This window comes from Spirosoma sp., from assembly GCF_026391055.1.
Classification (GTDB): Bacteria; Bacteroidota; Bacteroidia; order Cytophagales; family Spirosomataceae; genus Spirosoma.
The window spans coordinates 240,785-265,540 of sequence record NZ_JAPLET010000030.1; the positions used below are offsets into that span (position 1 = coordinate 240,785).

General features: G+C 51.0%; 23 protein-coding genes. 16 read left to right on the top strand and 7 right to left on the bottom strand.

Annotated features, from left to right (window positions below):
• Window positions 1-319 precede the first annotated feature (319 nt).
• The 3 genes from NT073_RS30120 to NT073_RS30130 all read left to right on the top strand — a co-directional run bounded on the left by NT073_RS30120 (window position 320) and on the right by NT073_RS30130 (window position 4,588).
• Window positions 320-1,663, top strand: coding sequence for an MFS transporter (locus NT073_RS30120; protein WP_297381594.1), 1,344 nt, complete (start codon window positions 320-322; stop codon window positions 1,661-1,663).
• Between the two features lie 77 nt (window positions 1,664-1,740).
• A complete protein-coding gene (locus tag NT073_RS30125; RefSeq protein ID WP_297381596.1) occupies window positions 1,741-2,538 on the top strand; it encodes an ion transporter in 798 nt (265 codons plus the stop codon).
• Window positions 2,539-2,593: 55 nt separating this feature from the next.
• On the top strand, window positions 2,594-4,588 hold the full coding sequence (locus NT073_RS30130; protein ID WP_297381597.1) for a DNA polymerase III subunit gamma/tau: 1,995 nt from the start codon (window positions 2,594-2,596) through the stop codon (window positions 4,586-4,588).
• A gap of 60 nt (window positions 4,589-4,648) precedes the next feature.
• Here the strand turns inward: NT073_RS30130 and NT073_RS30135 are convergent, their stop codons facing one another.
• The 3 genes from NT073_RS30135 to NT073_RS30145 form a co-directional block, all read right to left on the bottom strand.
• The gene (locus NT073_RS30135; RefSeq protein ID WP_297381599.1) at window positions 4,649-6,325 is read right to left on the bottom strand and encodes a RagB/SusD family nutrient uptake outer membrane protein; all 1,677 of its coding nucleotides are present in this window, start codon (window positions 6,323-6,325) and stop codon (window positions 4,649-4,651) included.
• Between the two features lie 57 nt (window positions 6,326-6,382).
• Complete coding sequence (locus NT073_RS30140; protein WP_297381601.1) at window positions 6,383-9,313, bottom strand: TonB-dependent receptor; 2,931 nt, start codon at window positions 9,311-9,313, stop codon at window positions 6,383-6,385.
• Between the two features lie 434 nt (window positions 9,314-9,747).
• On the bottom strand, window positions 9,748-10,866 hold the full coding sequence (locus tag NT073_RS30145; protein WP_297381602.1) for a hypothetical protein: 1,119 nt from the start codon (window positions 10,864-10,866) through the stop codon (window positions 9,748-9,750).
• Between the two features lie 98 nt (window positions 10,867-10,964).
• Between NT073_RS30145 and NT073_RS30150 the strand changes: the two genes are divergently transcribed.
• The 11 genes from NT073_RS30150 (at window position 10,965) to NT073_RS30200 (ending at window position 20,383) form a co-directional block, all read left to right on the top strand.
• Window positions 10,965-12,206 (top strand): pitrilysin family protein, encoded by a 1,242-nt coding sequence (locus NT073_RS30150; protein ID WP_297381603.1) that lies wholly within the window; start codon window positions 10,965-10,967, stop codon window positions 12,204-12,206.
• A 17-nt stretch (window positions 12,207-12,223) separates the two neighbouring features.
• The gene (locus tag NT073_RS30155; protein WP_297381604.1) at window positions 12,224-12,577 is read left to right on the top strand and encodes a nucleotidyltransferase domain-containing protein; all 354 of its coding nucleotides are present in this window, start codon (window positions 12,224-12,226) and stop codon (window positions 12,575-12,577) included.
• Window positions 12,574-12,957, top strand: a complete 384-nt coding sequence (locus NT073_RS30160) for a HEPN domain-containing protein (protein WP_297381606.1) — start codon at window positions 12,574-12,576, stop codon at window positions 12,955-12,957. Before NT073_RS30155 ends, NT073_RS30160 begins: the two co-directional genes overlap by 4 nt.
• Window positions 12,954-13,433, top strand: coding sequence for a 2-C-methyl-D-erythritol 2,4-cyclodiphosphate synthase (gene ispF / locus NT073_RS30165; protein ID WP_297381608.1), 480 nt, complete (start codon window positions 12,954-12,956; stop codon window positions 13,431-13,433). Before NT073_RS30160 ends, ispF begins: the two co-directional genes overlap by 4 nt.
• A gap of 24 nt (window positions 13,434-13,457) precedes the next feature.
• Entirely contained in the window at window positions 13,458-14,582 is a 1,125-nt protein-coding gene (locus tag NT073_RS30170; protein WP_297381610.1) for an amidohydrolase family protein, read from the top strand.
• A 106-nt stretch (window positions 14,583-14,688) separates the two neighbouring features.
• A complete protein-coding gene (locus tag NT073_RS30175; protein ID WP_297381611.1) occupies window positions 14,689-15,789 on the top strand; it encodes a dipeptide epimerase in 1,101 nt (366 codons plus the stop codon).
• A 7-nt stretch (window positions 15,790-15,796) separates the two neighbouring features.
• Window positions 15,797-16,357 carry a GNAT family N-acetyltransferase gene (locus NT073_RS30180; RefSeq protein WP_297381613.1) on the top strand — a complete coding sequence of 187 codons (561 nt, stop codon included), beginning with the start codon at window positions 15,797-15,799 and terminating at the stop codon, window positions 16,355-16,357.
• A gap of 220 nt (window positions 16,358-16,577) precedes the next feature.
• Window positions 16,578-17,726 (top strand): serine hydrolase domain-containing protein, encoded by a 1,149-nt coding sequence (locus NT073_RS30185; protein WP_297381615.1) that lies wholly within the window; start codon window positions 16,578-16,580, stop codon window positions 17,724-17,726.
• A 51-nt stretch (window positions 17,727-17,777) separates the two neighbouring features.
• Complete coding sequence (locus NT073_RS30190) at window positions 17,778-18,419, top strand: cysteine hydrolase (RefSeq protein WP_297381617.1); 642 nt, start codon at window positions 17,778-17,780, stop codon at window positions 18,417-18,419.
• 110 nt (window positions 18,420-18,529) lie between these two features.
• Window positions 18,530-19,561 carry an aminopeptidase gene (locus NT073_RS30195; RefSeq protein WP_297381619.1) on the top strand — a complete coding sequence of 344 codons (1,032 nt, stop codon included), beginning with the start codon at window positions 18,530-18,532 and terminating at the stop codon, window positions 19,559-19,561.
• 30 nt (window positions 19,562-19,591) lie between these two features.
• Window positions 19,592-20,383, top strand: coding sequence for a DUF3108 domain-containing protein (locus NT073_RS30200; protein WP_297381621.1), 792 nt, complete (start codon window positions 19,592-19,594; stop codon window positions 20,381-20,383).
• Window positions 20,384-20,506: 123 nt separating this feature from the next.
• Here NT073_RS30200 and NT073_RS30205 read toward each other — a convergent pair whose 3' ends face one another.
• The 3 genes from NT073_RS30205 to NT073_RS30215 form a co-directional block, all read right to left on the bottom strand.
• A complete protein-coding gene (locus NT073_RS30205) occupies window positions 20,507-20,668 on the bottom strand; it encodes a hypothetical protein (RefSeq protein WP_297381622.1) in 162 nt (53 codons plus the stop codon).
• 36 nt (window positions 20,669-20,704) lie between these two features.
• Window positions 20,705-20,917 (bottom strand): hypothetical protein, encoded by a 213-nt coding sequence (locus NT073_RS30210; protein WP_297381624.1) that lies wholly within the window; start codon window positions 20,915-20,917, stop codon window positions 20,705-20,707.
• A gap of 63 nt (window positions 20,918-20,980) precedes the next feature.
• On the bottom strand, window positions 20,981-21,943 hold the full coding sequence (locus NT073_RS30215) for a choice-of-anchor Q domain-containing protein (protein WP_297381626.1): 963 nt from the start codon (window positions 21,941-21,943) through the stop codon (window positions 20,981-20,983).
• A gap of 224 nt (window positions 21,944-22,167) precedes the next feature.
• Here NT073_RS30215 and NT073_RS30220 point away from each other — a divergent pair, with 224 nt between their 5' ends.
• Together NT073_RS30220 and NT073_RS30225 are read left to right on the top strand one after the other, a co-directional pair.
• Window positions 22,168-22,728, top strand: coding sequence for a hypothetical protein (locus NT073_RS30220; RefSeq protein WP_297381628.1), 561 nt, complete (start codon window positions 22,168-22,170; stop codon window positions 22,726-22,728).
• A gap of 95 nt (window positions 22,729-22,823) precedes the next feature.
• On the top strand, window positions 22,824-23,690 hold the full coding sequence (locus NT073_RS30225; protein ID WP_297381630.1) for a DUF5694 domain-containing protein: 867 nt from the start codon (window positions 22,824-22,826) through the stop codon (window positions 23,688-23,690).
• Window positions 23,691-23,716: 26 nt separating this feature from the next.
• On the opposite strand, the gene NT073_RS30230 is transcribed toward NT073_RS30225, so the two are convergent.
• Window positions 23,717-24,709: a GNAT family N-acetyltransferase gene (locus NT073_RS30230; protein WP_297381632.1), complete on the bottom strand. Its 993-nt coding sequence runs from the start codon at window positions 24,707-24,709 to the stop codon at window positions 23,717-23,719.
• Window positions 24,710-24,756: the final 47 nt, after the last annotated feature.

Genomic DNA, 24,756 nt, shown 5'->3' on the forward strand with positions numbered 1-24,756 from the left:
GTGCTGATTTGTTAGATGAATAAAACGAGAAAAAAGGCGGAAATAGTTTACCACATAGGCAAACAAAATGATATAGTCCTTTCGGACCTAAACCGAAATAGCGTAGTATGGAAGAAAGTCGGTAGATAAACGAGCTTTGCCATTGGTTCTGCGCTGAAAACGCGGACAATGTTAGAGAGATTATCCGGGTCTTGCAATAGAAATAACGGATTTTTTACAGGATAGTTCGAGAATTGGTAAAACATATTTATTAATCGTTCAGTCGTACATGTTTGGTTATTGATATTTTAATCTGTCAACGAATAGATTAACCAGACTTGTGCTAACGGCCTTCCCTGCTTCTTCTTATCCGCCCACACTAAGCCGAAGTCGGTGGCTGCGTTATACTGTATTTTTTTACCTGTATGTGATGCAGGGAATTCCGGCTGGTTTTTCGCTGACAGCCCTGGCCAACTACCTCACTGCTGAAGGCGTGAAACCGTCGGTTGTTGGTTCATTTGCTGCTATTGTCGGACTGCCCTGGGCCTTCCAGTTTGTGTGGGGGCCGCTAATCGACCGCTATCAGGGTTCTCCGATGGGTCGCCGAAAACCCTGGGTTGTGGGCGCACAATTTCTGGCGTTTCTAGCCTCGCTGAGCCTTTTGTTTGTTCATAATCCCGTTACACAGATTACCACGCTAGCCTGGCTTTTTTTCGCCCACAGCATCTTTGCCGCAGTCCAGGATGCCAGTGTGGATGCAATGGCGATTACGGTGATTGCCGAAGATGAGCGGGGGCGCGTTAATGCCTTCATGCGAGCGGGCTTCCTGATTGGTACCGGCGTTGGAGCCGCCATATTTTCGCAGCTACTGCGTAAGTATGGTTTCTTTAACGCAGCCCTTAGTCAATCCCTTTGCCTGCTGACGTTAACAGTCATTACTTTTTTTATCCGCGAACAACCCGGCGACCAGTTATTACCCTCCTTTACACGATCATCTGCTACCGCTAAGCCTAACTCAGTAAAGCGGGCAACGTTGCCTGAGCACAACTTCAAATGGCTGTTTACGGAGTTATTCAAAGGTCTTTTCGCCACGCGAAGCTTGCTCTTGTTTGGAGCTATTGTTGCCGCCTACGTGAGCATAAGCCTGTTTTCAAGAGCCTACAGCTACCAACTGATTCGCGTTTTAGGCTGGGCCGATACGTCCGTATCTGTGCTAACCGGTACGTACGGCATGCTCGTAGCCACGGGGGCCGCACTGATGGGTGGCTACATTGCCGACCGAATCAGTCCCCGTCGGCTCCTTGTCGTGGTACTAACCGTAGTAGCCGTTTATCTGATCTGTTTTAATAGTCTGGCAACGTACTGGACGCAACGGCCGGTGGCTCAAACGGGTCTTGTCACGTTGTATTTTATGGACCCCTGCATCAGCGTTGCGGCCATGCCTGTGTTGATGGCTATCTGCCGAAAAGGGGTGGAAGGGTCACAGTTTACTACGTATATGGCCTTCGTTAACCTGTCCGACATTCTTGGCTCCTACGTATCAGGCCACGCCCTGGACTATATCTCAGCCCCAACAATAGGTCTTCTTGCGGGAGGGCTGGCCACCGTGGCAGCGATTACTATCTTCCTCACCGTACGGCATTACAGACCGCGAGATGCTACCGACGGGCAACCTTTGCGCTAGGCTAATGGCTTCGCTCCGAACTCCATACAAGTTCGGCGTTTGCTTAGTAGCTTGCAGAACGACCGACCGTTCTTATCATGTCACACCTCCGTAAATCGTTATACCGGGTTCTTGAGACCTCGGCGGGAAAGCGTCGGGGCATAAGCCTCGCGTTCAACCTTCTCCTAATCACTATTATTACCCTGAATGCCATTGCCATTGTACTGCACACAGTACCCGAGTACGACCGGCAATTTGCCGTTCTTTTCACGGATTTTGAAGTGTTCTCCGTCGTCTTTTTTACCATCGAGTACATCATGCGCATCTGGGTTTGTGTCGAGAATGAAAAGTATGGCCACTGGTTTTGGGGGCGGTTACGTTATATTTTCTCGACCAGCGCCATTATCGACTTCCTGGCTATCTTTCCGTTCTATTTCACGCTCTTCGCCACCGATCTGGCCATTGTTCGCATTCTGCGGCTGTTTCGTATTTTCCGGCTCTTCCGTATCTCCCGTTATTCCCACGCATTCCGCATGATTCAGACTGTGGTGACGGAGAAAAAAGAAGAACTGATACTAAGCACCATGCTCGTCATTTTCATGCTGATCATTGTATCGAGCGTGATGTATTACGTGGAGCACCCGGCCCAACCCGATAAGTTTTCGAGTATTCCGGCCACCATGTGGTGGGGCGTTACGGCCATGACAACCGTTGGTTATGGTGATATTCACCCCATAACGCCGTTAGGAAAGCTGCTTGGTGGCGTTACGGCCATTATTGGTATTGGTCTATTCGCGCTACCGACGGGTATTTTAGTTTCGGGTTTTAACGAGCACATCCGCGACCGTAAAGCTCCCCAGCGAAAAGTATGCCCTCATTGCGGGAAGGAGATTTGACCCACTCCACTAACATCCAATTTGCCTTTCACCCCCACCGTTGCTAACTTTGAGTATGGAAAATTTCGTGGTCTCGGCCCGCAAGTATCGCCCCGCTACGTTCGACACCGTGGTAGGACAGGAACACATTACCACCACGCTTAAGAACGCGATCAAGACCAATCACTTGGCGTCGGCGTTTCTATTTTGTGGCCCGCGGGGTGTCGGCAAAACCACCTGCGCCCGGATCCTGGCCAAGACAATCAATTGCCAGAACCTGACCGCCGACGGGGAAGCCTGCGATGCCTGTGAATCGTGCGTGAGCTTTAACCAAAATGCATCCTTTAATATTCACGAGCTGGATGCCGCTTCCAACAACTCCGTTGAAGATATCCGTAACCTGATCGATCAGGTGCGCTACCCGCCCCAGTCGGGTAAATACAAGATTTATATTATTGACGAGGTGCACATGCTCTCGTCGGCGGCTTTCAACGCCTTTCTGAAAACGCTGGAAGAGCCACCCACCTACGCCATTTTTATCCTGGCAACGACCGAAAAACATAAAATTCTGCCAACGATCCTGTCGCGCTGTCAGATTTTTGATTTTAACCGGATTCAGCCACAGCACATTGCCAACCACCTTGCTGGCATTGCCCAAAAAGAAGGTATTACCGCCGAAACGGAAGCCCTCGACCTGATCGCCCAGAAGGCCGATGGTGGCCTGCGCGATGCGCTATCCATGTTCGACCTGAACGTGACCTTTGCCGCCGACCGAATTATTCGGTACAAGGAAGTACTGGACAACCTGCATATTCTCGACTACGATTACTATTTCAAACTAACCGATCTGCTGCTGGCCGGAAAGCTCCCGCAAAGCCTGCTGACAGTCGACGAAATTCTACGGAAGGGATTCGACGGACACCAGTTTATCGTTGGTCTGTGCCGCCATTTCCGGGATTTGCTGGTTTGTAAGGATGCCGCTACAGTGCAGCTGTTGCAGGTAACGGAAAACGTTCGCAAGCAATACCTCGATCAGGCCATGCGGGCTCCAATGTCGTTTCTTCTATCGGCGCTCAGTCTGGGCGGCCAGTGCGACATGAATTACAAGCAGGCCAAAGATCAGCGGCTACATACCGAACTCTGGCTCATGAAGCTGGCCAATCTGCGTAACCTGCTGAATTGGGACGCCATGCCCGAGTTACCGCTGCCACAGAACGGTGCCCACTCGACCGAACGCTTTACTACACCGGAACCGGTAGACGAAAAAAAAAACGGCGAACACCAGCCCAGCCAGTCCCGGCAAGCGCCAACTAGCCCTCAACTAGTCGAAAGTCACCCCATTACGAGTGAACCCGTAAACGGCTACCAACCGGCAAACGGAGCAGCTGAGGCCAGTCAGCCCCGGTCAAACGGGTACGCTGTTGCGTCGATGGGTACGCTGGCGTCACCGCCCGATGTCGCTCCACCCAGCGCCGTTACGGCTCCGGTCACGACACCTGCCCGCCCGGCTCTCGTAGCCGATACGGTCATGACTCAACCCGAAACGACAGGTAGGCCGGAGGTTCGGCCAAAACCAGTAATAGCCCCACCCCAGCGCCCTGCCACGAGCCGTCTGCGATCGACAGTTCCGCTAACAACGGGGCCGGTTCAGCCAGCGAACGAAGCCGTTGCGGATGTCACTTCAACAGCCCCGACCCGGCCTGATAAGCCGTTTACATCTGAGGACTTGCAGGCCGTATGGCGCGCCTTCTCGAAAATAAGGCAGCAACAGAATGATTCGGCGTCGGAGCAGCTTATCCTTAATCGGGATATTGTTCTGAAAGGAACAACCATCCATATCACGCTCGACAACACCCTGCAAGTGGGGTACCTGACCGAAGTAAAGCCGGAGTTACTGGGCTATCTACGCGCCGAACTTCAGAACAGCCAGATTCAGTTGGAGCATACGGTCACGGTGCAGGAGGTTAAGAAGATGATTTATAGCTCGCAGGATAAATACAATTACCTCGCCGAAAAGAACCCGGCCCTGCATGAGTTAAGAAAAGTACTGAATCTGGAAGTTGACTATTAGCTTAAATTGTGAAGGGCGGCCACTTGTGGCCGCCCTTCACAATTTAAGCTAATAGTCAACTTAATAGCTATCGTTCTGCTTCAGGTACCCTGGCAGGTTCGACGCTCCATCGATAGCGGTTTGCGGAATGGGGAATACCCGTTTAAACCTGTCGGTGTTGGTCTTTTCGGTCCAGAGACCTTCATACTTACCGAACCGAACCAGGTCGGTACGGCGTACCATTTCCCAGTATAATTCGAAGCCCCGTTCGCGAAGCAGTAGATCGAGGGTCATGGCTGTCAGGGCTGGCGCTGGCGTAGAGGCCGTACGAGCCGCCCGCACCAGATTTACATCCGCCAGGGCACTGGCCACATCATTGCTTTTACGGAGTTTGGCCTCGGCCCGCATCAGATACACATCGGCCAGACGCACGATGGAAATATCGGCATCACCAAAATTCCGACCCGACTGCGATTTTTTACTGAACTCATATTTCAACACCCGGTAGCCCGTGTTGTAATTGCTACCAGCAACCGAGAAGTCAACCTGCTCGGTGAAGTCAACGGGTAGCGTGGGGCGGTTACGGGTTACGTTGAAGAGCTTACCAATTTTGTAGTTGTTGCCACACCGCGTAAAGGCACCGTTCACACGAAGCAGGCCATACTGCTGGCCCCGTAAAATACCCCGGTTGAAATTGAAGTTGGCATCACTGATGCACGAATCGGCGGGGATGGTCCAGTTTTGTTTAAAAAAGCGGGGATCGGTACCGGCCGGATCACTTGGTGCGTAAGCTGCTGTCCAGCTGCGGTAAAAATCAGGCGTGATGGCCGGACCATCGGTACCGTTGGCAGCGGGGTAAGCAGGCAGCGGAAACTGGTCGCCCGATAGCGAGAAATAAGCCAGACGATTATGGCCATTCAGTTCAGCGCGCTGGTCGACGGCAAAGATCAACTCCTTATTATCGTGGTTATCGGAGTTAAAGATTGAGAAATAATCTCTCGCCAACTGATACTGACCGGAGTTGATCACCTTGTCGCAGTACTCCACCACCTTGTCCATATCGTCCGATTTAAAGGAAAAACTGGCAGCGTACCGGTCGCGGTATACGGCAGCATTCAGATACAGACGCGCCAGCAGGCCCCATACGGCTCCTTTAGTAAGGCGGCCGGGCCCAACCGTTGTTAGTAGGCTTGGTTCAACGGCCAAAAACTCGTTTTTCACGTACTCATACGCTGGTTCACCCCGTAAGACCTGAGAAATACCCTGTGGGTCTTCTTTTACGAACACCACGCCGAATAAATCCAGCAGAACCATGTTGTAATACGCCCGCATACCCCGCGCTTCGGCCAGATACGTTTTGGCGTTGGGGTCATTCACGGTAGGCAGTGCACTCATAGCCGAAACGGCCCGGGATACTTCCTGCGTCAATAACAACCAGGTGCTGCGCAGATTAGGATCTGTGCTCGTATGCGTGTGCTGATGCATAGCGATATAGATACCGTTATCGCCCCAATCAGTACCACCCCGATACGGCAGGATGGCTTCGTCGGTGGAAATCTCCTGAATGGTGAAGTAGTTCGTATGGTTGAAAATGTCCACCAGACGGGCGTATACCGGCGCAATGTTTCCATCAGCCAGTTGCTTGTCGGTCTGCCCCGTTACTGACGATTCGTCGAGCACTTGCTCAACCAGGTTCGTACAGCTATTCATGAAAAGCAGGCTGAGGATGGTCAGCGTGCTAAAAAATGTCTTTTTCATAGTATAAGTCATTGTTTATCAGACGGCTTATTAGCTTCTACTGATCAATGATGCCTGTTAGAAGGTAAGATTTAAGCCAAATACAAACGAACGCGCTTTAGGATAGCTGAGGTAGTCAATCCCATAAGACGAGATACCATTAACCGTACGGTCGATGTTTACTTCAGGATCATACCCCTTGTATTTGGTTATAACAAACAGGTTCTGGCCCGTTGCAGATAGCCGGATGTTCGAAATCCAGCGATTCATACCAAGGGCACGCGGATTCAGATTGTAGCCCAGCGACAGGTTATTGAGCCGGAAGAAAGCGCCGTCTCTCAGGAAGCGGGTCGACACAGGAGCCGGGTTATTAATTGACTCGGTTGGCTCACCAATCGATTCAACGGGTCCATTCAGCCCTTTTACCAGACGCGCTTTGTAAAATAAGGCGTTGGTCGTGTTGTCGTAAAGCTTGTTGCCCGACACACCGTTGAAATTGGCCGTCAGGTCAAACCCTTTGTAAGCCGTGCTGAAATTGAGGTTGAACTGTCGGGTTGGCAAGGCACTGCCCGCAGCAATCCGGTCTTTGTCCGTCCCGCCGATTCCATCGCCGTCGATGTCGCTGAACCGGTTAACCCCTTTATCATCAACGCCCAGGTATTCCCGCAGGAAGAAGGTGCCGATGGGCTGGCCATTCACATAGCCGTTTACCGTAGCCGACGTGAGGCCGGGGCCCGACGCTGACCCTGACGTGATTACCGTGTAAGGGGAGTTATTCACTACGTTTTTAATAAACGTAATATTACCGCCTATGTCGAACCGGAAGCCACTTGTAGCAGCATACCGGTAGTTCAGGTCGAGTTCGAGTCCCTGATTGGTGATGGTCATATTCGGCACGTTGGTCCAGTAAGTGGAAGCAGGCTGAATAGGATCGGAAGGAATCACTTCGAGCAGAATCTTACCCGATGTCTTATGGAAATAATCGACGGAACCCGTCAACGCTCCCCGGAACAGACCGAAATCGAGGCCCAGGTCGGTTTGGGTCGATACTTCCCACTGAATGTCAGGGTTGGCCAGACGAGTATACGTGGTACCCGCCGGATAGTTGGTCGATGCGTCGAGCGGGTAGCTGGTTGAGGCCGACACGTTCGAGGTGAACAGGGCCTGCGTGATTTTGGACGGAATCTCCTGATTACCGGTCTGTCCCCATCCGGCCCGCAGTTTCAAATCCGAGAATGGCCCTGACTTAAGGAACCCTTCTTCCGACAGCCGCCACCCACCCGAGAACGAAGGGAATACGCCATACTTGTTGTTTGCGCCGAACTTGCTCGATCCATCGGCACGAACCGTAGCAGTAAACAGGTAGCGATCTTTATAGGCGTAATTAACCCGTGAGAAGAACGACTGCAACTCGTTGATGATGGCATAGCCGCCGGGGCGGTTGTTAGCCAGAGTAAGGTCCTGCCCCAGGCCAGGGTTATTGGCGGGCTCGATGGGCGATACCGGGAATTTATTGATACTCCAGTTACGCCCCTGAATGGTGAATTTCTGATACGAATGCCCCAGCAAAGCGGTCAGGTTATGATCGCCCGAAGTTTTGGTGTAGGTGAAATAATTTTCGATCAGCACGTTCCGATTGTTCAGGTAGGTAGCATCCAGACGACCGTCCTGTTGGGGTACCGTACTGGCGTAAGACTGCTGATCGCGCGTGGAACTTGAATTATCAACGCCCAGATTCAACTTGTAAACCAAATCTTTGGTAATGCTGAACGATGGTGATACCGACGCCACAACCCGGTTAATGGTTGTCAGATCCTTATTCAGATCCAGCGCCAGTAGTGGGTTGGTGAAGGCCTGATACCGGGCCGGATTACCATTGGCATCGCGTGCCGGATACGTTGGATTGGCCGACAGAGCCGCCCCGATTATGCCCTCAATTGGCGGACGTTCATTGACCGTTTGCGAGGCTGTCATGTTGACATCCAGCAGCAGCCGATTTTCCAGGAATTTTTGTGAAGCGTTGAAACGACCCGTGTACCGTTTCAGATTACTGTTCTTCAGAATACCCTGTTGGTCCTGCACACCAACAGAACCATAGTAGGTGAGCCGGTCAGTACCCCCGCCAAACGACAGGTTGTGGTTTTGGGTAATGGCCGTCCGGCTGATTTCACGCTGCCAGTCTGTCGAGGCTTTCTGATCGTCGACTACACCACCAATGGCCGCTACCTGCTGCTTGTACTCATCCGCCGAAAACAGGCCAATGGGACGGGCCATCGTTGAGATGCCTACATTGGAAGAAATAGTCAGGTTGGTTGCACCAGCCTTGCCTTTCTTGGTGGTAATCAGAACCACGCCATTGGCACCCCGCGCTCCGTAAATAGCCGTTGCGGAGGCATCTTTCAATACGTCGATGGATTCGATGTCCTGTGGATTCAGGAAGTTTAATGGATTGGTCGCCCCACCCGTACTGGAGTTGTCCAGGGCAATACCGTCCAGCACGAAGAGGGGCGTACTCCCCGTCCGAACGCCACCCGGCCCACGTATCGTAATGTTCTGTGTACCGCCGGGTTCACCACTGGCAGACGTGACGTTTACACCCGCTACTTTACCCTGTAAAAGCTGTTCCGGCGAGTTCATGATACCCCGGTTAAAGTCGGTGCTTTTGATTGTTTTGAGCGATCCGGTTACGTCTTTCTTCGTGGTGGTTCCGTAACCAATGACAACGACCTGGTCTAATTCGGACGCCGACGATTTCAACGATACATTAACAATAGTTCGGTTTCCTACGGGTACTTCCTGCGACACAAAGCCGATAAACCCGAACACCAGTGTGGCCTTGCCATCGGGCACTACAATTTTGTAATCGCCGTTGGCATCCGTCGTCGTTCCCTTCTGTGAACCTTTCAGCACAACAGAACACCCTGCGAGAGCTTCGTTGGTGGTGGCATCCGTAACCCGGCCGCTGATGGTTATGTCGGCCGCTGGCTTTTCATCCGAACGATGAACCACCGGCAAAGCTGACGTCAGGGAATTCGTTCCATAAACAGATAAAGAACTGACAGTCAACAGTAAGAAGCACAAGAACCGCCATCTGTAGGTACATGGCGGTGGAGAGGGGTAAAAAAACGTCATAGTGTTGGTGATTAATGTGTGAGCGCAAAAATCCTTCTATTAATTATTTTTTTTCAATTGGGCGAATAAGCATAAAAAAAATTTAAAATACTCATTCCGAATTATCTGCCCTTTTCATTTGAGTACATATACGCTATAAACTATTCCTGATGAGCTGGAATAGCACTTTTTAGTAGGAAAGTCTACCTATAGAAGCTCGCTAAACAGACAGGTCCATCAGAGCAGCGAAAGCCTGATGGACCTGTTATATTATGGTAATGTTATGTTCTGCTGATTCCAGACCAATCCGAGGTAAATACAGGCTGCTAAAGCTAACCCTTATACGCTTTGGCCTCGCGGATCAGTGCTTTGTACTGACCCGCGGCAAGTGCTTTTTTGTAGAAAATACGAGCCCGGTTTGTATCATTGGCGCGGGCAGCAATTCGAGCTAAACCGGCGTAGGCAAACGCGTGGTACTCTTTGGTATATGGTTCATTGAACGGCAGACGGAGGGCTGTTTCATAGGATTCAGCCGCTGCCGTATCGTTTTTATCGGCATACTCAGCCAGCATCCCGCTAAACGTATGCACGGCCACAGGCACCAGTTTATTGGACATGTGTTTTAGCCGTTGTACGTACGGGCGGGCTTCATTGTATCGGCCTGCCAGCAGGAGTGATTCGGCCCCTAGCATGCCAAACAATGGATTATTGGGATACTTGTCGGCCAGCGATTTAGCGTAAACAACCGCCCGGCCGGGACTCATTTCATGCTTCACTAAAATATGCGCCAGATAATAGTTGGCCACCGGACGCAGGAAAACGGCTTTTTGGGCGGCTACGTCCATTTGCTTTAGCCCTTTCGCCATGTCGCCACGCTCAAAGAAAACCAGAAACGGCTTAACAATGGAATGATCCATTGGGTAGCGTTCTATATAGTAATTATAGAGTCCGGTTGTGAAATAGAAATCCGGCGTTTTATTCATCAGCACAAAGCCATCCCGAAGGTAGTTGTACGCCTTTTTAGATTCACCAACGGCTTTCAGTGATTCATTTTTGTTATTGTAAAAGGAAGCCAGATAGCTATGCGCCGTCAGCGCAAAGAACACACCTTCCGGGTCGCTCTCGTCCTTGTCAAGCATTTTCTTCGCTAGGGCCAATCCCTGCTCTACGGCCTGTATGAACTGCGCAGATGCCGCCTGGTTCTCATGCACCGGCAGGTACTGAAGTTCCAGCTCGGTAGCCCGCAAAATAGGCCCGATCGGGTGCTGGGGAAACCGGCTTTGAATCTGTCGAATCTGTACATCAGATTCGGCAAAGTCAAGGTTATAAATATTATCCAGTATTTTCTGAACCGTTTGCTGAACCGTCGGATCGGTCAGCACCTGCGCCGGAGCCGTCAGGGAAAGCACAAGACCGCTTAGAATGAGAAGCGTATTTTTTAGAATGGACAAAGCTTTTGCTGAAATTACGTCGTTTGATTCTATACGACCAGAACCTTACTTTTGTTCAATGCGTAGTACATAGATAAGACTACAAGGAACCACTTTCGATGATTCATTACGAAAAATTTGTGTTAGATAATGGCCTTCAGGTATTCGTCCACGAAGATGAATCGACCCCCATGGCGGCCGTTAATATACTATATAATGTAGGCTCACGCGATGAAGACCCGGCTAAAACAGGGTTTGCTCACTTGTTTGAACACCTGATGTTCGGCGGATCGCAGCACATTCCCAGCTACGATGAGCCGCTGCAAAAAGTAGGTGGCGAGAACAATGCCTTCACCAGCCCTGATATTACCAACTATTACATTACGCTCCCGGCGGCTAATCTGGAAACAGCCTTCTGGCTCGAATCGGACAGGATGCTGAGCCTTTCTTTCGACCCGCAGGTGCTGGACATTCAGCAAAAAGTTGTGATCGAAGAGTTCAAGCAGCGCTATCTGAATCAGCCCTATGGCGATGTGTGGCTGAAACTCCGCCCGCTGGCCTACCAGCAGCACCCCTATCGCTGGGCCACCATCGGCAAGGACATCAGCCATATCGAAAATGCCACGATGGACGATGTAAAGGCCTTTTTCTTCAAGTATTACCTGCCCAACAATGCCATTCTGGTCGTAGCCGGCAACGTTACCGTTGAGCAGGTGAAGCAGCTGTGCGCCAAGTGGTTTGCACCCATTCAGGCAGGAGCCTCCTACGTTAGGCAACTTCCGGCAGAGCCAACTCAGACGGAAGCCCGTAAGCTGGAAACATCGGCCAAAGTACCGCTCAACGGCCTGTACAAAGCCTACCACATGCCCGGCCGATTCGACACCGATTTTTACGCTGCCGACCTGCTGGGCGACCTCCTGGGCCGCAGCAAGTCGTCGCGCCTGTACCAGCAGCTGTTACGGAACAACCCGCTGTTCAGCAGCGTCAATGCGTACATTACAGGTTCCGTCGATCCCGGTTTGCTGGTGATTCAGGGTAATCTCAACAAAGGTGTTTCGCTGGAAGAAGCCGATGCGGCCGTGGAATCGGTGGTGCAGGCGTTTATCGATGAGGTTGTACCGGACGATGAACTGGCGAAGGTAAAAAATCAGGCAGAAGCCACGCTGGCGTTCTCGGAAGTCGAACTGCTGAACCGCGCCATGAACCTGGCCTACGCAGCCAACGCAGGCAACCCCGATTTCGTCAATCAGGAAGCCGAACAGATACAGGCTGTCACGCCGGACTCGATTCAGAAGATGGCCCGTCAGGTACTCCGGAAAGATAACTGCTCGACCCTCTACTACCGACAGGCAGAAGCCTAGCCCAACCCAATCGCGTCATGGAAACCACCTATCAACCCAGGGCCTTATCTGCCGAGCAACTTCAGGCGTTATCGCAGGAGGTGAAGCAGGCACTTACCCGGCTATACGGCGACCGCCTGGCCCAGGTAGTCCTGTATGGGTCGTATGCCCGTGGTGATTTCCATGCCGAGTCGGATGTCGACTACCTGGTGGTGCTGAATGACGACGAGGTGAAAGCGGGGAAAGAGATTTGGTTCTTTGGCGAAACTGCTAGTGAATTGATTGACAAATTCGATATTCATGTCTCTTTCAAACCAGCATCATTAAATAAATACCTCTTCTCAGATCTCCTTTTTTACAAGAACGTACGCAGAGAGGGTAAAAGGCTATGAGTACACCAGGAAACTACATGCTGATTGCAGAGGACTGTCTGGAAGAAGCAGCTATTCTCTTTCAAAACAAAAAATTCCGGGGAGCGTGCGGACGAGCCTACTATGCCTATTTTGATGCTATTCTGTTAGCTACTAAAGAAATTACAACGAAATCGCATGCTGCCGCCCGTGGACTATTTAGTGCCAACTTTGTTAAAGCAGGCCCTTTTGAAAAGAAAGATTCGACCTATCTAAACGAACTGTTCGAATTACGCCAAGCCGGAGAGTATGATCCGGACGAAGATATATCAGAAGAAGACACCCGTCGAGCTATTGATCTTGCATCCGAATTTCTCCTTCAGGTTGAAGCTTACCTCCGTGAAAACGGATTTACCTCATGAAAATACGAGTAGGACAGGGATATGATGTACACCGACTGGAAGAAGGCCGCGCCTTCTGGCTGGGTGGCATCCAGATTCCGAGTACGTTTGGACCGGTGGGCCATTCCGATGCTGATGTGGTGTGTCATGTGCTCTGCGATGCCCTGCTGGGTGCCGCCAACATGCGCAACATCGGCTACCATTTTTCGGACAAAGACCCGCGCTGGAAGGGCGTCGACAGCAAACTGCTGCTGGCCGAAGTACTCCGGATGGTGCGCGAAGCAGGCTACGAAGTCTCCAACGTCGACGTGACGGTGGTGTTGCAGGAGCCAAAGCTCAACCCGCACATTCCGGCCATGAAAACCTGTCTGGCCGAGGTCATGGCCATTCCGGAGGGCGATATTTCCATTAAAGCCACCACCTCCGAGCACATTGGCTTTGTTGGTCGGGGCGAGGGCATTGCGGCCCATTGTGTGGCGCTTATCTTTAAGGATTAGTTTTAACGACCCATTGACCTGTTTATGAAAATCCTTTACCTGTCTACCTTTTTACTAACAGGCCTGCTCGCTTGTGGCCAGTCCAAACCAAGTCAACCTGATATGCCGTTGGGTTTCGAGGAGTATGATCCTGTCTCGACGCTGAAAGTGCCAGAGCACAAGCTGACGCGCTCGAAGTTTCCGTTCATCGACGTTCATAACCACCAGTGGGATATGGACAAGGCGAACCTCAAACCGCTTCTGGCCCAGATGGACAGCCTGAATATGGGTATTATGATCAACCTCAGCGGCCGGGGCTGGGGCAGCGTGGCTCAGGGAACCCAGTTTTTCGACAATGCAATGGCCAATGCGGCCAAAGCAGCGCCCAAGCGACTGGCGATGTTCACTAACCTCAACTTCGATGAGATTGGCCGGAAAGGTTGGACGGACGATGCTGTTAAACTGCTCGAAGAAGACGTAAAAAAAGGCGCCCATGGACTCAAGATTTTCAAGAACCTCGGCCTGAATAGCAAAGACGAATCTGGCCAACGCGTTCGGGTAGACGATCCACGCCTTGACCCCATCTGGGCCAAATGTGGCGAACTGGGTATTCCGGTACTCATTCATACCGCCGACCCCAAGCCGTTCTGGGACCCGATGGACCGCTACAATGAGCGCTGGCTCGAACTAAAACTACACGGCGGTCGCAAACGCTCGCCCAACGACCCTGTTCCCTGGGATAAGCTCATTGCTGAGCAGCATAATGTATTCCGGAAACACCCGAAAACAACATTTATTGCCGCTCACATGGGATGGTACCCCAACGACCTCAACAAACTTGATAGTTTGATGACGATCTTCCCGAACATGAACGTCGAGATTGGGGCCGTCATCGCTGAACTGGGCCGCCAGCCACGCGCCAGCCGGAAGTTCTTCGAGAAATATCAGGACCGGATTCTGTTCGGAAAAGACAGCTGGGTACCGTCTGAGTACGCCACCTATTTCCGCGTGCTTGAAACAGAGGATGAATACTTCCCGTATCACAAAAAATACCACGCTTTCTGGCGCATGTACGGCATGGGCTTACCCGATGAGATTCTGAAAAAAGTCTATTACAAAAACGCCCTCAGGCTCGTGCCGGGTTTGGATAAGAGCCAGTTCCCAAAGTGATTCTTAACCGCAAAAGGTTAACGCAAAGTTCGCAAAGAAACTACGTGTGTTATTTAACCTTTACGACCTTTGCGTTAACCCTTTGCGCCTTTGCGGTTAGATACCAATGAAAATCACCCAGATTTCCCTCTACCAGTACGACATTCCGCTCAAAGCGCCCATTGCCATTTCGCTCGGTACGATCGAGAACGCCCGGAACATTCTGGTTGAGATACAAACCGACGAGCGCATTACGGGCTGGGGCGAAGGCTCTCCGTTCTGGATGATCGTAGGCGAAACCCAAGCTTCAGCCCTGGCTGCTGCCGACGATATGGCCAAGCTCCTGATCGGGCGCGACCCACTCGACATTGAGGGTTGCCTGACGGCTATTACCCGCTATTTGCCCGGCCATCCCACCACCCGCTCGGCTTTCGACATGGCTTTGTACGACCTGGCCTCTAAAACCGCCCGGATGCCGCTCTACCAGTTTCTGGGGGGAACGAAAAAGACGCTCGTTACCGACGAAACGATTTATATCAACACGCCGGAACGTATGGTAGACGATGCGTTGCGTATTCAGGAAAAAGGTGCCGAAGCCATCAAAGTTAAACTCGGCACCAACCTCCACGACGATGTTGCCCGCATAAAAGCCATCCGTAACGCCATTGGCGACACGACGCCTATCCGTACCGACGCCAATCAGGGCTGGGATGTGGTGACGGCGACCGGCGTCTTACGGGCCATCGGCGACTGGAACGTTCAGTATTGCGAGCAACCCATCAAACGGCACGACATTGCCGGATTACGGCAGATTCGGCAGAAAACGACCGTGCCTATTATGGCCGATGAGAGCCTGTTCGACTCGGTCGATGCCATCCGGCTGGTCCGCGAAGAAGCGGTCGATTATTTCAACATCAAACTCTCCAAAAGCGGGGGTATTTTCGACGCGCTTAAGATAAACGCTATTGGCGAAGCCGCCGGGATTCCCTGTATGATCGGCTGCATGTCGGAGTCGAGGCTGGCGCTAACGGCCAATGCCCATTTTGCGACGGCTCGTCAAAATATTCGATTCTACGACCTGGATGCCTGCTTTGAACATGCCGATGATCCCGTATACGGCGGCATTACCTATACCGGTTACCAGATTGAACTGCCCGATGCACCGGGAATCGGTGCCGAGATAGACTCCGCCTTTCTGGCTAAATTGCCGCATAAAACCATCTCCTGACGTTTATATGCTTGCCATCACCACCGTTCAGTCAGCCGCCGATGTGCAGGGTATTCTTGACCTGCAACAGGCCAATCTTCGCAAAAACGTACCACTCGACGTGCAGCTCGCTCAAGGCTTTGTAACGGTTGAGCACGACCCCGGCGTACTGACCCGCATGAACCGGGCGGCACCCAGCATCATTGCTAAAGATGGTGATAAAGTTGTTGGGTATGCCCTAACCATGCTGCCCGAATTTGGCACCGACATCCCAGAATTACTGCCCCTTTTTGCCCTCATAAACTCGATTACTTACCAGGACAAACCCCTTGGGGAGTATCCGTACTACGTCATGGGTCAGGTTTGCGTAGCCAACGGCTACCGAGGTCAGCGGGTGTTCGACCGGATGTACCAGCACCACCAGGAGGTCTATGGCAACCGCTTTCAATTGCTGATTACCGACATTTCGGCTAATAATGCCCGCTCCCTAAAAGCACATGCCCGTGTTGGATTCCAATCCATTCATGAGTTCCACGATTCGACCATTGGCGAAACCTGGGTAGTGGTAGTATGGGATTGGCATAAGTAACGTACCCACGGGCTTCAGCCCGTGTTTCATCTCAACATAAACACGGGCTGAAGCCCGTGGGTACATTATAAAAATAACCCGATATACAAATGCGCTTACTCCTACCCCTGCTCCTGCTTACAACTTCGCTCCTTGCGCAGCCGCGCAACGTTTTACCCCAGTCAAATCGCCCGCTGAGGCCGGTTTCTCGCCCGAACGGCTGAAACGGCTGGACATCTGGTTGCAGGGGTTAATCGACAAAGACATTGCTCCCAATGCCGTAACGTTTGTGGCACACAAAGGAAAAATCGTCCATTACAAAGCCTTCGGGTATAGCAACCTGGCGAAGAAAACGCCCCTCAAACGCGACGATATTTACCGGATTGCCTCGCAGTCAAAGGCCATAACGACAGTCACGCTGATGACCTTGTTTGAAGAAGAGAAGTTTTTGCTCGACGACCCCATCTCCAAATACATTCCAGCCTTTAAGAACCCTAAAGTGCTGGTCAGCTACGATAAAAAAGACCCTGTTGGCGGCAGTTACGATACCCGTCCGGCCAAAGGCGAAATCACGATCCGCCAGCTGCTGAGCCATAACGCGGGCATTCCCTACGAACACCCTCTCGACCAGCGTCCCGAGTTTAAGGTACCATTCTTTAACTCGACGGCCCCCGATAAGCTCGAAGATGTGATCAATAAACTGGCGAAGCGCCCCCTGCTGCGCGACCCCGGAACGGACTCTACCGGCGCGGGTTTCACCTACGGCCTCAACATCGACATTATCGGGCGACTCATCGAAGTGCTGTCCGGCAAACCGTTCGACGTTGCCATGCGCGAACGGGTGCTGGAACCGCTCGGCATGACCGACACCTATTTCTACCTGCCCGACAGCAAAGCCAGCCGACTGGTGGAACTGTACGAAAAACCGAGCATGGACAAGCCGCTGGCCCTCCACCCGAATGAAGCTTACCGAAACTTTGCTACCTCGGGAGCCAAAACGCTCTTTTTGGGCGGAGCCGGTCTGGTCAGTTCTATCGAAGACTATGCAAAGATTTGTCAAATGCTGCTAAATGGCGGCACCTTCAACAACAAGCGCATCATTGGCCGCAAAACCGTCGAGATGATGCTCCGCAACCAGATCGGAGCCGCCGAAGTATGGGATCGAAAGGACAAATTCGGCCTTGGCTTCCAGCTGATTACCGAGGGTTCTCACTACGGCGATCAGGCCACACCGGGCTCCTACACCTGGGGCGGCATGTACTGTTCCGAATTTACCATCGACCCAAAAGAGGAGCTTATTCTCCTGATTTTCACGAACGTACAGCCTTACGCTTATTACGGCGATTTCGTTAAAAAGTTTAGGATAGCTGTTTATCAGGCGTTGGAGTAAACGATAGTACTGACAAGCTTTTACGGACAATCAACTCAAACCAGAAACGCCATGAATTCGCAAAAAACAGCCGTTGTCCTGATTGAATATCAGAATGATTTTACGTCGCCGGGGGGCAGCCTGCACGATGCCGTGAAAGGGGTGATGGACTCATCGAACATGCTGAACAATACCCTCGATCTCGTTGCCAAAGCCCGGGAGGCCGGTGCTGTCATCATCCACTCGCCAATTAGCTTTCAGGAAGGTTATTTTGAGATCACGAAGCATCCGTATGGCATTTTGAAAGGTGTGGTGGATAGCCAGTCGTTTCGCAAAGGCTCGTGGGGTGTTGAGATCATTGATTCGCTGGCACCGCAATCCGACGATATTGTGCTCGAAGGCAAGCGTGGTTTAGATGCGTTTGCCAGTACTAACCTCGACTTCATTCTCCGCAGTAAAGGCATAGAAACCATTGCATTGGGTGGCTTCCTGACCAACTGCTGCGTCGAATCGACCATGCGGTCGGGTTATGAGAAAGGGTTTGAAGTTATTACCCTAACCGACTGTACGGCCACCCTCAGTGAAGAAGAACAGGCCTTTGCCTGCGCTAAAAACTTCCCGATGTTTTCCAAACCCATGACGCACACGCAGTTTCTGGACGAACTAACGGGCGAGACCGTTCAGAAAGTCGAAACGCGGGGTTATTCGGCTTAAGATTCATCCATTCTGTTTCCCCTAAACCTATAAGGTATCTGAGACCTTATAGGTTTTTTCATATGTCATGGACTCATTTTTTCTATTTTTGTATTGAATTATTCCAACCTATGGTCAAAAAAATTGCTCTTGTCTTTGTAGGGGTTTTGCTGGCGTTAGTTGTCTGGCAATGGGAGTTGGTTAGCTATGGATGGATGCAGGCGAAAGGACAGGTGCGACTTTTATGGAATACAAAACCTGTAGCCGACGTACTGGCCGATCCGGCCTACCCAGATTCGACAAAGCAAAAAATAGAACTAATCCGGGAAATCAAGCGTTTTGCCATCGACTCGCTCGGGTTGGATAAGTCCGGTAGCTACGAATCGTTTTATGACCAGCAGGGCAAGCCGATTTTATGGGTAGTTACAGCCGCACAACCGTACCAACTCGTTGCAAAGCAGTGGCATTTCCCTATAATCGGCACGTTTTCATACAAAGGTTTTTTTGAAAAAGACCGGGCCGACACGACCAAAGCGGAGTTGCAACGGGACGGTCTGGATACGCGTATCGGGGAAGTATCGGCCTGGTCGACATTAGGATTTTTAAACGATCCGATTCTATCCAGCTTTCTGGATAGACCGGTCGGAAGCTTGGCCGAGTTGATTATTCATGAACTGACGCATGGTACATTATTTATCAAAAACAGCCTTGAATACAATGAAAATCTGGCTGATTTTGTAGGCGAATACGGTGCATTACGCTTTATGGCTCAGAAATACGGCAGAAATTCCGTGCCCTATCGTGACTATCTGGCCACAAAAGTGTTTTATGAAAAGTACGATGAGCATATATTGCATGGCACCCGAGTACTCGACAGTTTGTACAAGACGTTTAAACCAACCACGCCTACGATGATCAAAGATTCGTTGAAGTGGCAGACCATCCGGCAAATCGTTGTTTCGTCGGATACCATTAACACCGGCGAACGTTCAATAAAAAAGCGGGCTGCCGGAAAACTAAACTTACCGAATAATGCGTATTTCATTGGTTATCTGACCTATCGAAAACAGCAGAATCGGTTTCGGCAGGAATTTGAAAATCGGTTTGGAGGGGATTTCAACCGGTACCTGACTTACCTGAAACAAACCTATCCATCCTTATAAACGAAGCCCGGTGGCCGGGCGGTTGTTCGTATGAAGAAGTTATTGATTAGCTTGGGTATCCTATCTGCACTGAGCACTGGCTTTGTGGCGATGAATACCTATCGACGCGTTCATAATACCAGTTTTGGTCCGGGCGAGCACCTGGAATATCGGGTACACTATGGGTTTATCAACGCAGCCGAAGCTGTTGTCGATGTAAGTCCTACGCTCTATAAAGTCAATGAGCGTCCCTGTTATCGGGTCAACGTCGACGCCCGGACGCTGGGTGCTTTCGACCTCGTTACGCGCATCCGGGATACCTGGCGGTCGTACATCGACACCTCGGCTATTCTGCCGCAGAAATTTTATACCAACCTTCAGGAAAACAGCTACCGTAAGGAAGAGAACATTACGTTCAACCACGAAGCGAATACGGTGAAAGCTGAAGAGCGCACCGAGAAGGACGTTTTTAAAGTCCCGGATAATGTGCATGACCTGATTAGCGGTTACTACTTCCTGCGCACCATTGATTTCAGTAAATTAAGCAGCGGGCAGGTAATCGAAGTCCCGGCTTTTTACGACGATACTGTCTATAACATGAAGGTGCGCTACCGCGGTAAAGATGTTGTGAAGACAAAGCAGGGCAAGATCAATGTCATTAAGCTGAATCCGGTTCTGCCGCAGAATAAACTCATCAAGGAAGAAGAATCCATCCGAATTTTCGTTTCCGACGATGCGAATAAAGTACCCATCAAGGTAGAAGTCGACTTTTTTGTCGGCTCCATGGAAATGGACCTCAAACGCGATGGGGGGCTGAAACAGCCGCTGCGCTATTATAAGTAGACGAATCAATACGCCTACATAAGGAGATGGGGGCTGCAGCTTTAACCTGTAGCCCCCATCTTCGTAATGAATCTGACAAAAAACGTCTTTTATCGTGTTATCAGCACTTTAACAGACTTACTCTTAAGCGCGGTGTATTGGAAGCAGCATGCCCTCCACCCTAGACTGATTACCGGCATAAAATTGACCATTCAGGGTAACGAGACCGGGGGCGGCAGGTGCCGACAGCACACTAATGCTTTGCGTAGACGTACCGGAACAGCCCTGGTTGGTAACTGAATACATAATCGTATACGGTCCACCCGCCTGAACACGACCGGGCTAGAACATACTTTTCTCTATACCAACCCCCGCGAAGATGCCACCCAGTGTACTGGCAGTGAGATTAACGGGAGTAGACTCCTGACATAGGCTGGCGGGTAGGCCGGTAAACGAAGCATTAGGAAGGCTGTTTATGGTAATGGCCAGGCTCGCGCTACTGGTCGCCCCCGTCGCATCGGTAACTACTACGTTTACCGAAATCACCTGAGCCATGTTCGCCCGAAGTTGAATGGTATTATCAACAGCATTACTTAGAATAGCGTCACCAGTGGAATACTACGAATAGGTGTAAGGCGCTGTGCCTCCGCTGGCCTGTGCTACAGGCTGCGTCTGGCAACCAGCGCATAGACTCAATGTTGTGGCAGTTAATGAACTTACAAGCAAAGTAGCCCCGGCCTGCACGCTGGACTGACTCACTGGCTGCTGGGTGAGGGCAATTGGTGTTGCACTGGTCTGCTGCGATTCGTAGGCACCAGCATCAATCGTGCCACCGGCAGGAAACAGGCGGGAATTACCCGCCAGATCGGTAGCCGGACCATTTGCACTGGTGTACGCTGAGTTCAGCCCTGTATTGACCGCTGGTGAACAAGGAGACAGTTGCAGACTCCCCTCACGGACGAAGGGAGCAATAGTGATAAATTGGTTGGCACTGCCGCTGGTCAGCACAACACCTGCTTCCAGAACACTAATTGTTGACACAGTATGCCCCTGGCCACCACTAGTTACGCCAGATGGCGGGCTGTACGTTTCGTTAACGACAGCATTCGTGCCACCGTTGTTCCAAAGGATACAATTGGTTAGGTTAAGCTGGCTTATGACAAGAACAAACCGGGTGAAAAGTGGCGTTGCAGTATTCAGAAATGCGCCCCCACGGGGGTGGTAGTGTCGCTCAGCGTACGGTTGATCAAGGTAGACAGGGTCTGGAGAGACGTTGTTCCCCGGGCATCGTTGTACATGCCCCTCCGGCTCGTAGCCGTATTCCCGACAAAAGCGATCACTCGTCATTGTAGGTTTATACAGGCCTCCGGCCAGTCGAAATACGGTACCCGCCGATGCGCTGGCCAATTGAGCCTGTAAGGCTGAACCCGGTAACGCATTGGCCCAGTCGGCACCGGTTTGCGGCCCTGCTCCGGCGGGGGTGACGTAAACAGTTTGCCCCCATAGATACACCGGAGTTAGTAGCCATAGACAAGTAACCGGCAGACGGCATAAAAGTGCCTTGTTGAGTAAAGTAGGCATCTTCACCACAAAATAAAAGTAAGAGGATAAGAAAGTTGAACTACAGTAAAATATGATTATTTCATTATAGTAGTTACTTAAAGCCACATTACACTATTTATAGTACAGAGACTATAGGATAATATTATAGTCGACTCAACACCTATTTCATTCATTTATCTGTAACTACCGCTACCTCATGTTCGCGTCATTTCCTACATTCGTCGTTCAGTAAAAAAAACGTTATGAAAAAATCATTCTTTCTACTGTTCTTTCTGGTCATAACAACCAATGTGATTGGGCAATCCTTCTTTACCCCACAAAAGCGAACATCGGGTTACGTCAATATCAGTGAATTTGGGTACGCGCCCAGCATCGACGGGCGTGCCGGGGCCATAACCGTTTCAACGGTCAACGGCTACAAACCAAACGATCACTTCTCGGCAGGCCTGGGCGTTTCTTATGTACGCTTCAGTACGGGCTCTACCAATATCGTCAACTTCATGCCGATCTTCGCTGACGTACGGGCTTATATCGGTGGGCGAACGGCCTTGATGCTGGTAGGCGATATTGGTTACGGTCTACTGCTCGATAACGTCAAAACGACCTACACCAGCAGCAAGGGAGATCTATACATTAACCCGGCCATTGGCATTCGCACTTACGTGTCCGAAAAATCGGCGCTTGTGCTGAGTGTTGGTTATTTGTCACAGTATGTACTTAATCGGGCCGACTACAATGGGGACCGGTACAACAGCTCCGAACATTCTGACAATGTAAGTGTCAAGCTCGGTTTTCTTTTCTAACGCTCTCCCCTGTTCAAACAGTCATTGACAAACAACCATCGCCCTGATGCCTGACCAGTGCGCTATTGCCCTCTGCTCAGGTTTAATTCACCCATATGATTTATTTATACCGCCAGTTTATTGGCCTTTGCCTGGTTGGCCTACTGGCTATTGATGCCAGTGCCCAAAACCAACCTTCCGTTCAGATTATGCTCGCAGGCTTCGACCACCTGAACCAACTCTATAACCAACAGCCCCAGTCGGATGTGTATAGTCCTAAAAAACAGGCAGAAATCAACCAACTCAATACCTGCTTTCAGGCCTACGCCCCCGATATGATTATGGTTGAAGTCGACCCCATCGAACAACCTCGAATCGACAGTTTATTCGCCCTTTATTCAGCGGGGAAGTTGACCCTGGATGACTTGCCTTACGGACGTAGTGAGACCTACCAAATTGGGTTTGCCCTGGCAAAACGCTTAAAGCATAAGCGTGTCTATTGCGTTGATCATTACGAAGCCACATCGCAGTCACTACTGACCGACGGAACCAACATTGATGTGTATCAACGAGCGCTGCAACAGTTGCAGGGACTTGCCCGTCCGTTAAAAAAACAGGTTCAGCAAGACAGTTTATCGGTATACGAATACATACGCAGGCTCAATCAGCCGGAAATGATCGCGCTTACGCATCGCCTGTTTTATAACTTACCGGCTCTAGTGGTAAACGGCGAGTTTTCCAAAACGGCCACGAACACCCTGGATGTGAGCAAAATTGACAAACGGTACATCGGTGCCGAATTTATCAGTCTGTTTTACAATCGAAACCTGAAAATTTACAGCAATGCCCTGATAAGCCAGCGTCAGTATCAGGGCAAGAAACTGCTGTTACTCTTTGGGCAGACTCATGTTGGTGTATTACAAGAACTCGTCAAGGCAAATCCGGACTACAAGCTGGTGTCTCCCCTCACCTATTGCAGGTAAACGGTTTTTCGGTTGGTCTGACGTTATCATCGTAGCTTTCTAAAGTAGCTCCAGCCAGTGCGTAACCAGTTTTCAATTGTACTCAGTCGATTCCAGCGCAGCGCCCAGAATGGTTCTTCAATCGCCCCGAAACTCTGATAAAAGCTACGAATTGAAGGCTTTTCGGGGCTCTCGAAGTCAAAGACTACCGGCTGGCCCGCTTTTTCCTGAATCAACTGGTCGATAAGCATCGTGCGGGCATTCGCTTTTCGACCTAATGGAGAGGCCGCGTTGAACAGATACGTAATACGGGTCTCCTCGCAGACAAACAAAGCACCTGCTTCAATTTGGCCATCATAAACGGCGTATCGCAGCACAGATAAACCACGTTTATGCAGCGACTGAGCCAGCATCCTTAACAGTTCATAGGCCCAGTCGGCAACGCCCCCATCAATGGTATCGGCATGGTTTTCCCGGAATAATATCAGCAACGGACCAATATCTGCTGACTCAATGAAAGCCCAGCGAGCGTTAACCCCAAATTCATGGCAAGCACGGCGCAGGTTCTGTTTACGGTCGCGTGTGTAAGCAGCGTAAACACGATCGTAACCGACCGACAGGTCGATGGTATGGGTAGTCCGTGAATGACAGGCGACGGAAGAAAGATCGATGCCGGGTTGTTGCTGTATACAAAACAGCGAACCATACCGATACTGCTCGAGCAGTTGTTCAAAGAATGGGGCCGTATTCAGCCATACGCCAGCGCTAAAGATGGACAGGAAGGGGCAGAAAAACGGCTGGTGTACAACCCACCGGTACGCAATCCCGGCAACCCGTTTCCGACGTAATGGAACCGGCATCACCGCCTGGTACGCTCCAGACTTATCTACCTTCACGATGCCCATCCACTGCCACTCGGGTGCGGGCAGTATGGCATCCAAATACCATGAATAGCCGTATACCCTTACCTGACGGGAGCTTGCTACACAGGTATCCCAGGCATCGGTATTAAGTTCAGAGCGGGTGATAGTTTTCAGCATGATAAACATGCTGACGAATAAACCGGGGTAAAGTCTCTTTCCGAGAG

Excerpts from the sequence above, each read along its gene's own strand:
- NT073_RS30125 (WP_297381596.1), top strand. The coding sequence starts at position 1,741 with ATGTCACACCTCCGTAAATCGTTATACCGGGTTCTTGAGACCTCGGCG.
- NT073_RS30130 (WP_297381597.1), top strand. The coding sequence starts at position 2,594 with ATGGAAAATTTCGTGGTCTCGGCCCGCAAGTATCGCCCCGCTACGTTC.
- NT073_RS30135 (WP_297381599.1), bottom strand. The coding sequence starts at position 6,325 with ATGAAAAAGACATTTTTTAGCACGCTGACCATCCTCAGCCTGCTTTTC.
- NT073_RS30150 (WP_297381603.1), top strand. The coding sequence starts at position 10,965 with ATGATTCATTACGAAAAATTTGTGTTAGATAATGGCCTTCAGGTATTC.
- NT073_RS30155 (WP_297381604.1), top strand. The coding sequence starts at position 12,224 with ATGGAAACCACCTATCAACCCAGGGCCTTATCTGCCGAGCAACTTCAG.
- NT073_RS30160 (WP_297381606.1), top strand. The coding sequence starts at position 12,574 with ATGAGTACACCAGGAAACTACATGCTGATTGCAGAGGACTGTCTGGAA.
- ispF (WP_297381608.1), top strand. The coding sequence starts at position 12,954 with ATGAAAATACGAGTAGGACAGGGATATGATGTACACCGACTGGAAGAA.
- NT073_RS30170 (WP_297381610.1), top strand. The coding sequence starts at position 13,458 with ATGAAAATCCTTTACCTGTCTACCTTTTTACTAACAGGCCTGCTCGCT.
- NT073_RS30175 (WP_297381611.1), top strand. The coding sequence starts at position 14,689 with ATGAAAATCACCCAGATTTCCCTCTACCAGTACGACATTCCGCTCAAA.
- NT073_RS30180 (WP_297381613.1), top strand. The coding sequence starts at position 15,797 with ATGCTTGCCATCACCACCGTTCAGTCAGCCGCCGATGTGCAGGGTATT.
- NT073_RS30190 (WP_297381617.1), top strand. The coding sequence starts at position 17,778 with ATGAATTCGCAAAAAACAGCCGTTGTCCTGATTGAATATCAGAATGAT.
- NT073_RS30195 (WP_297381619.1), top strand. The coding sequence starts at position 18,530 with ATGGTCAAAAAAATTGCTCTTGTCTTTGTAGGGGTTTTGCTGGCGTTA.
- NT073_RS30200 (WP_297381621.1), top strand. The coding sequence starts at position 19,592 with ATGAAGAAGTTATTGATTAGCTTGGGTATCCTATCTGCACTGAGCACT.
- NT073_RS30205 (WP_297381622.1), bottom strand. The coding sequence starts at position 20,668 with ATGTATTCAGTTACCAACCAGGGCTGTTCCGGTACGTCTACGCAAAGC.
- NT073_RS30210 (WP_297381624.1), bottom strand. The coding sequence starts at position 20,917 with ATGGCTCAGGTGATTTCGGTAAACGTAGTAGTTACCGATGCGACGGGG.
- NT073_RS30215 (WP_297381626.1), bottom strand. The coding sequence starts at position 21,943 with ATGCCTACTTTACTCAACAAGGCACTTTTATGCCGTCTGCCGGTTACT.
- NT073_RS30220 (WP_297381628.1), top strand. The coding sequence starts at position 22,168 with ATGAAAAAATCATTCTTTCTACTGTTCTTTCTGGTCATAACAACCAAT.
- NT073_RS30225 (WP_297381630.1), top strand. The coding sequence starts at position 22,824 with ATGATTTATTTATACCGCCAGTTTATTGGCCTTTGCCTGGTTGGCCTA.
- NT073_RS30230 (WP_297381632.1), bottom strand. The coding sequence starts at position 24,709 with ATGCTGAAAACTATCACCCGCTCTGAACTTAATACCGATGCCTGGGAT.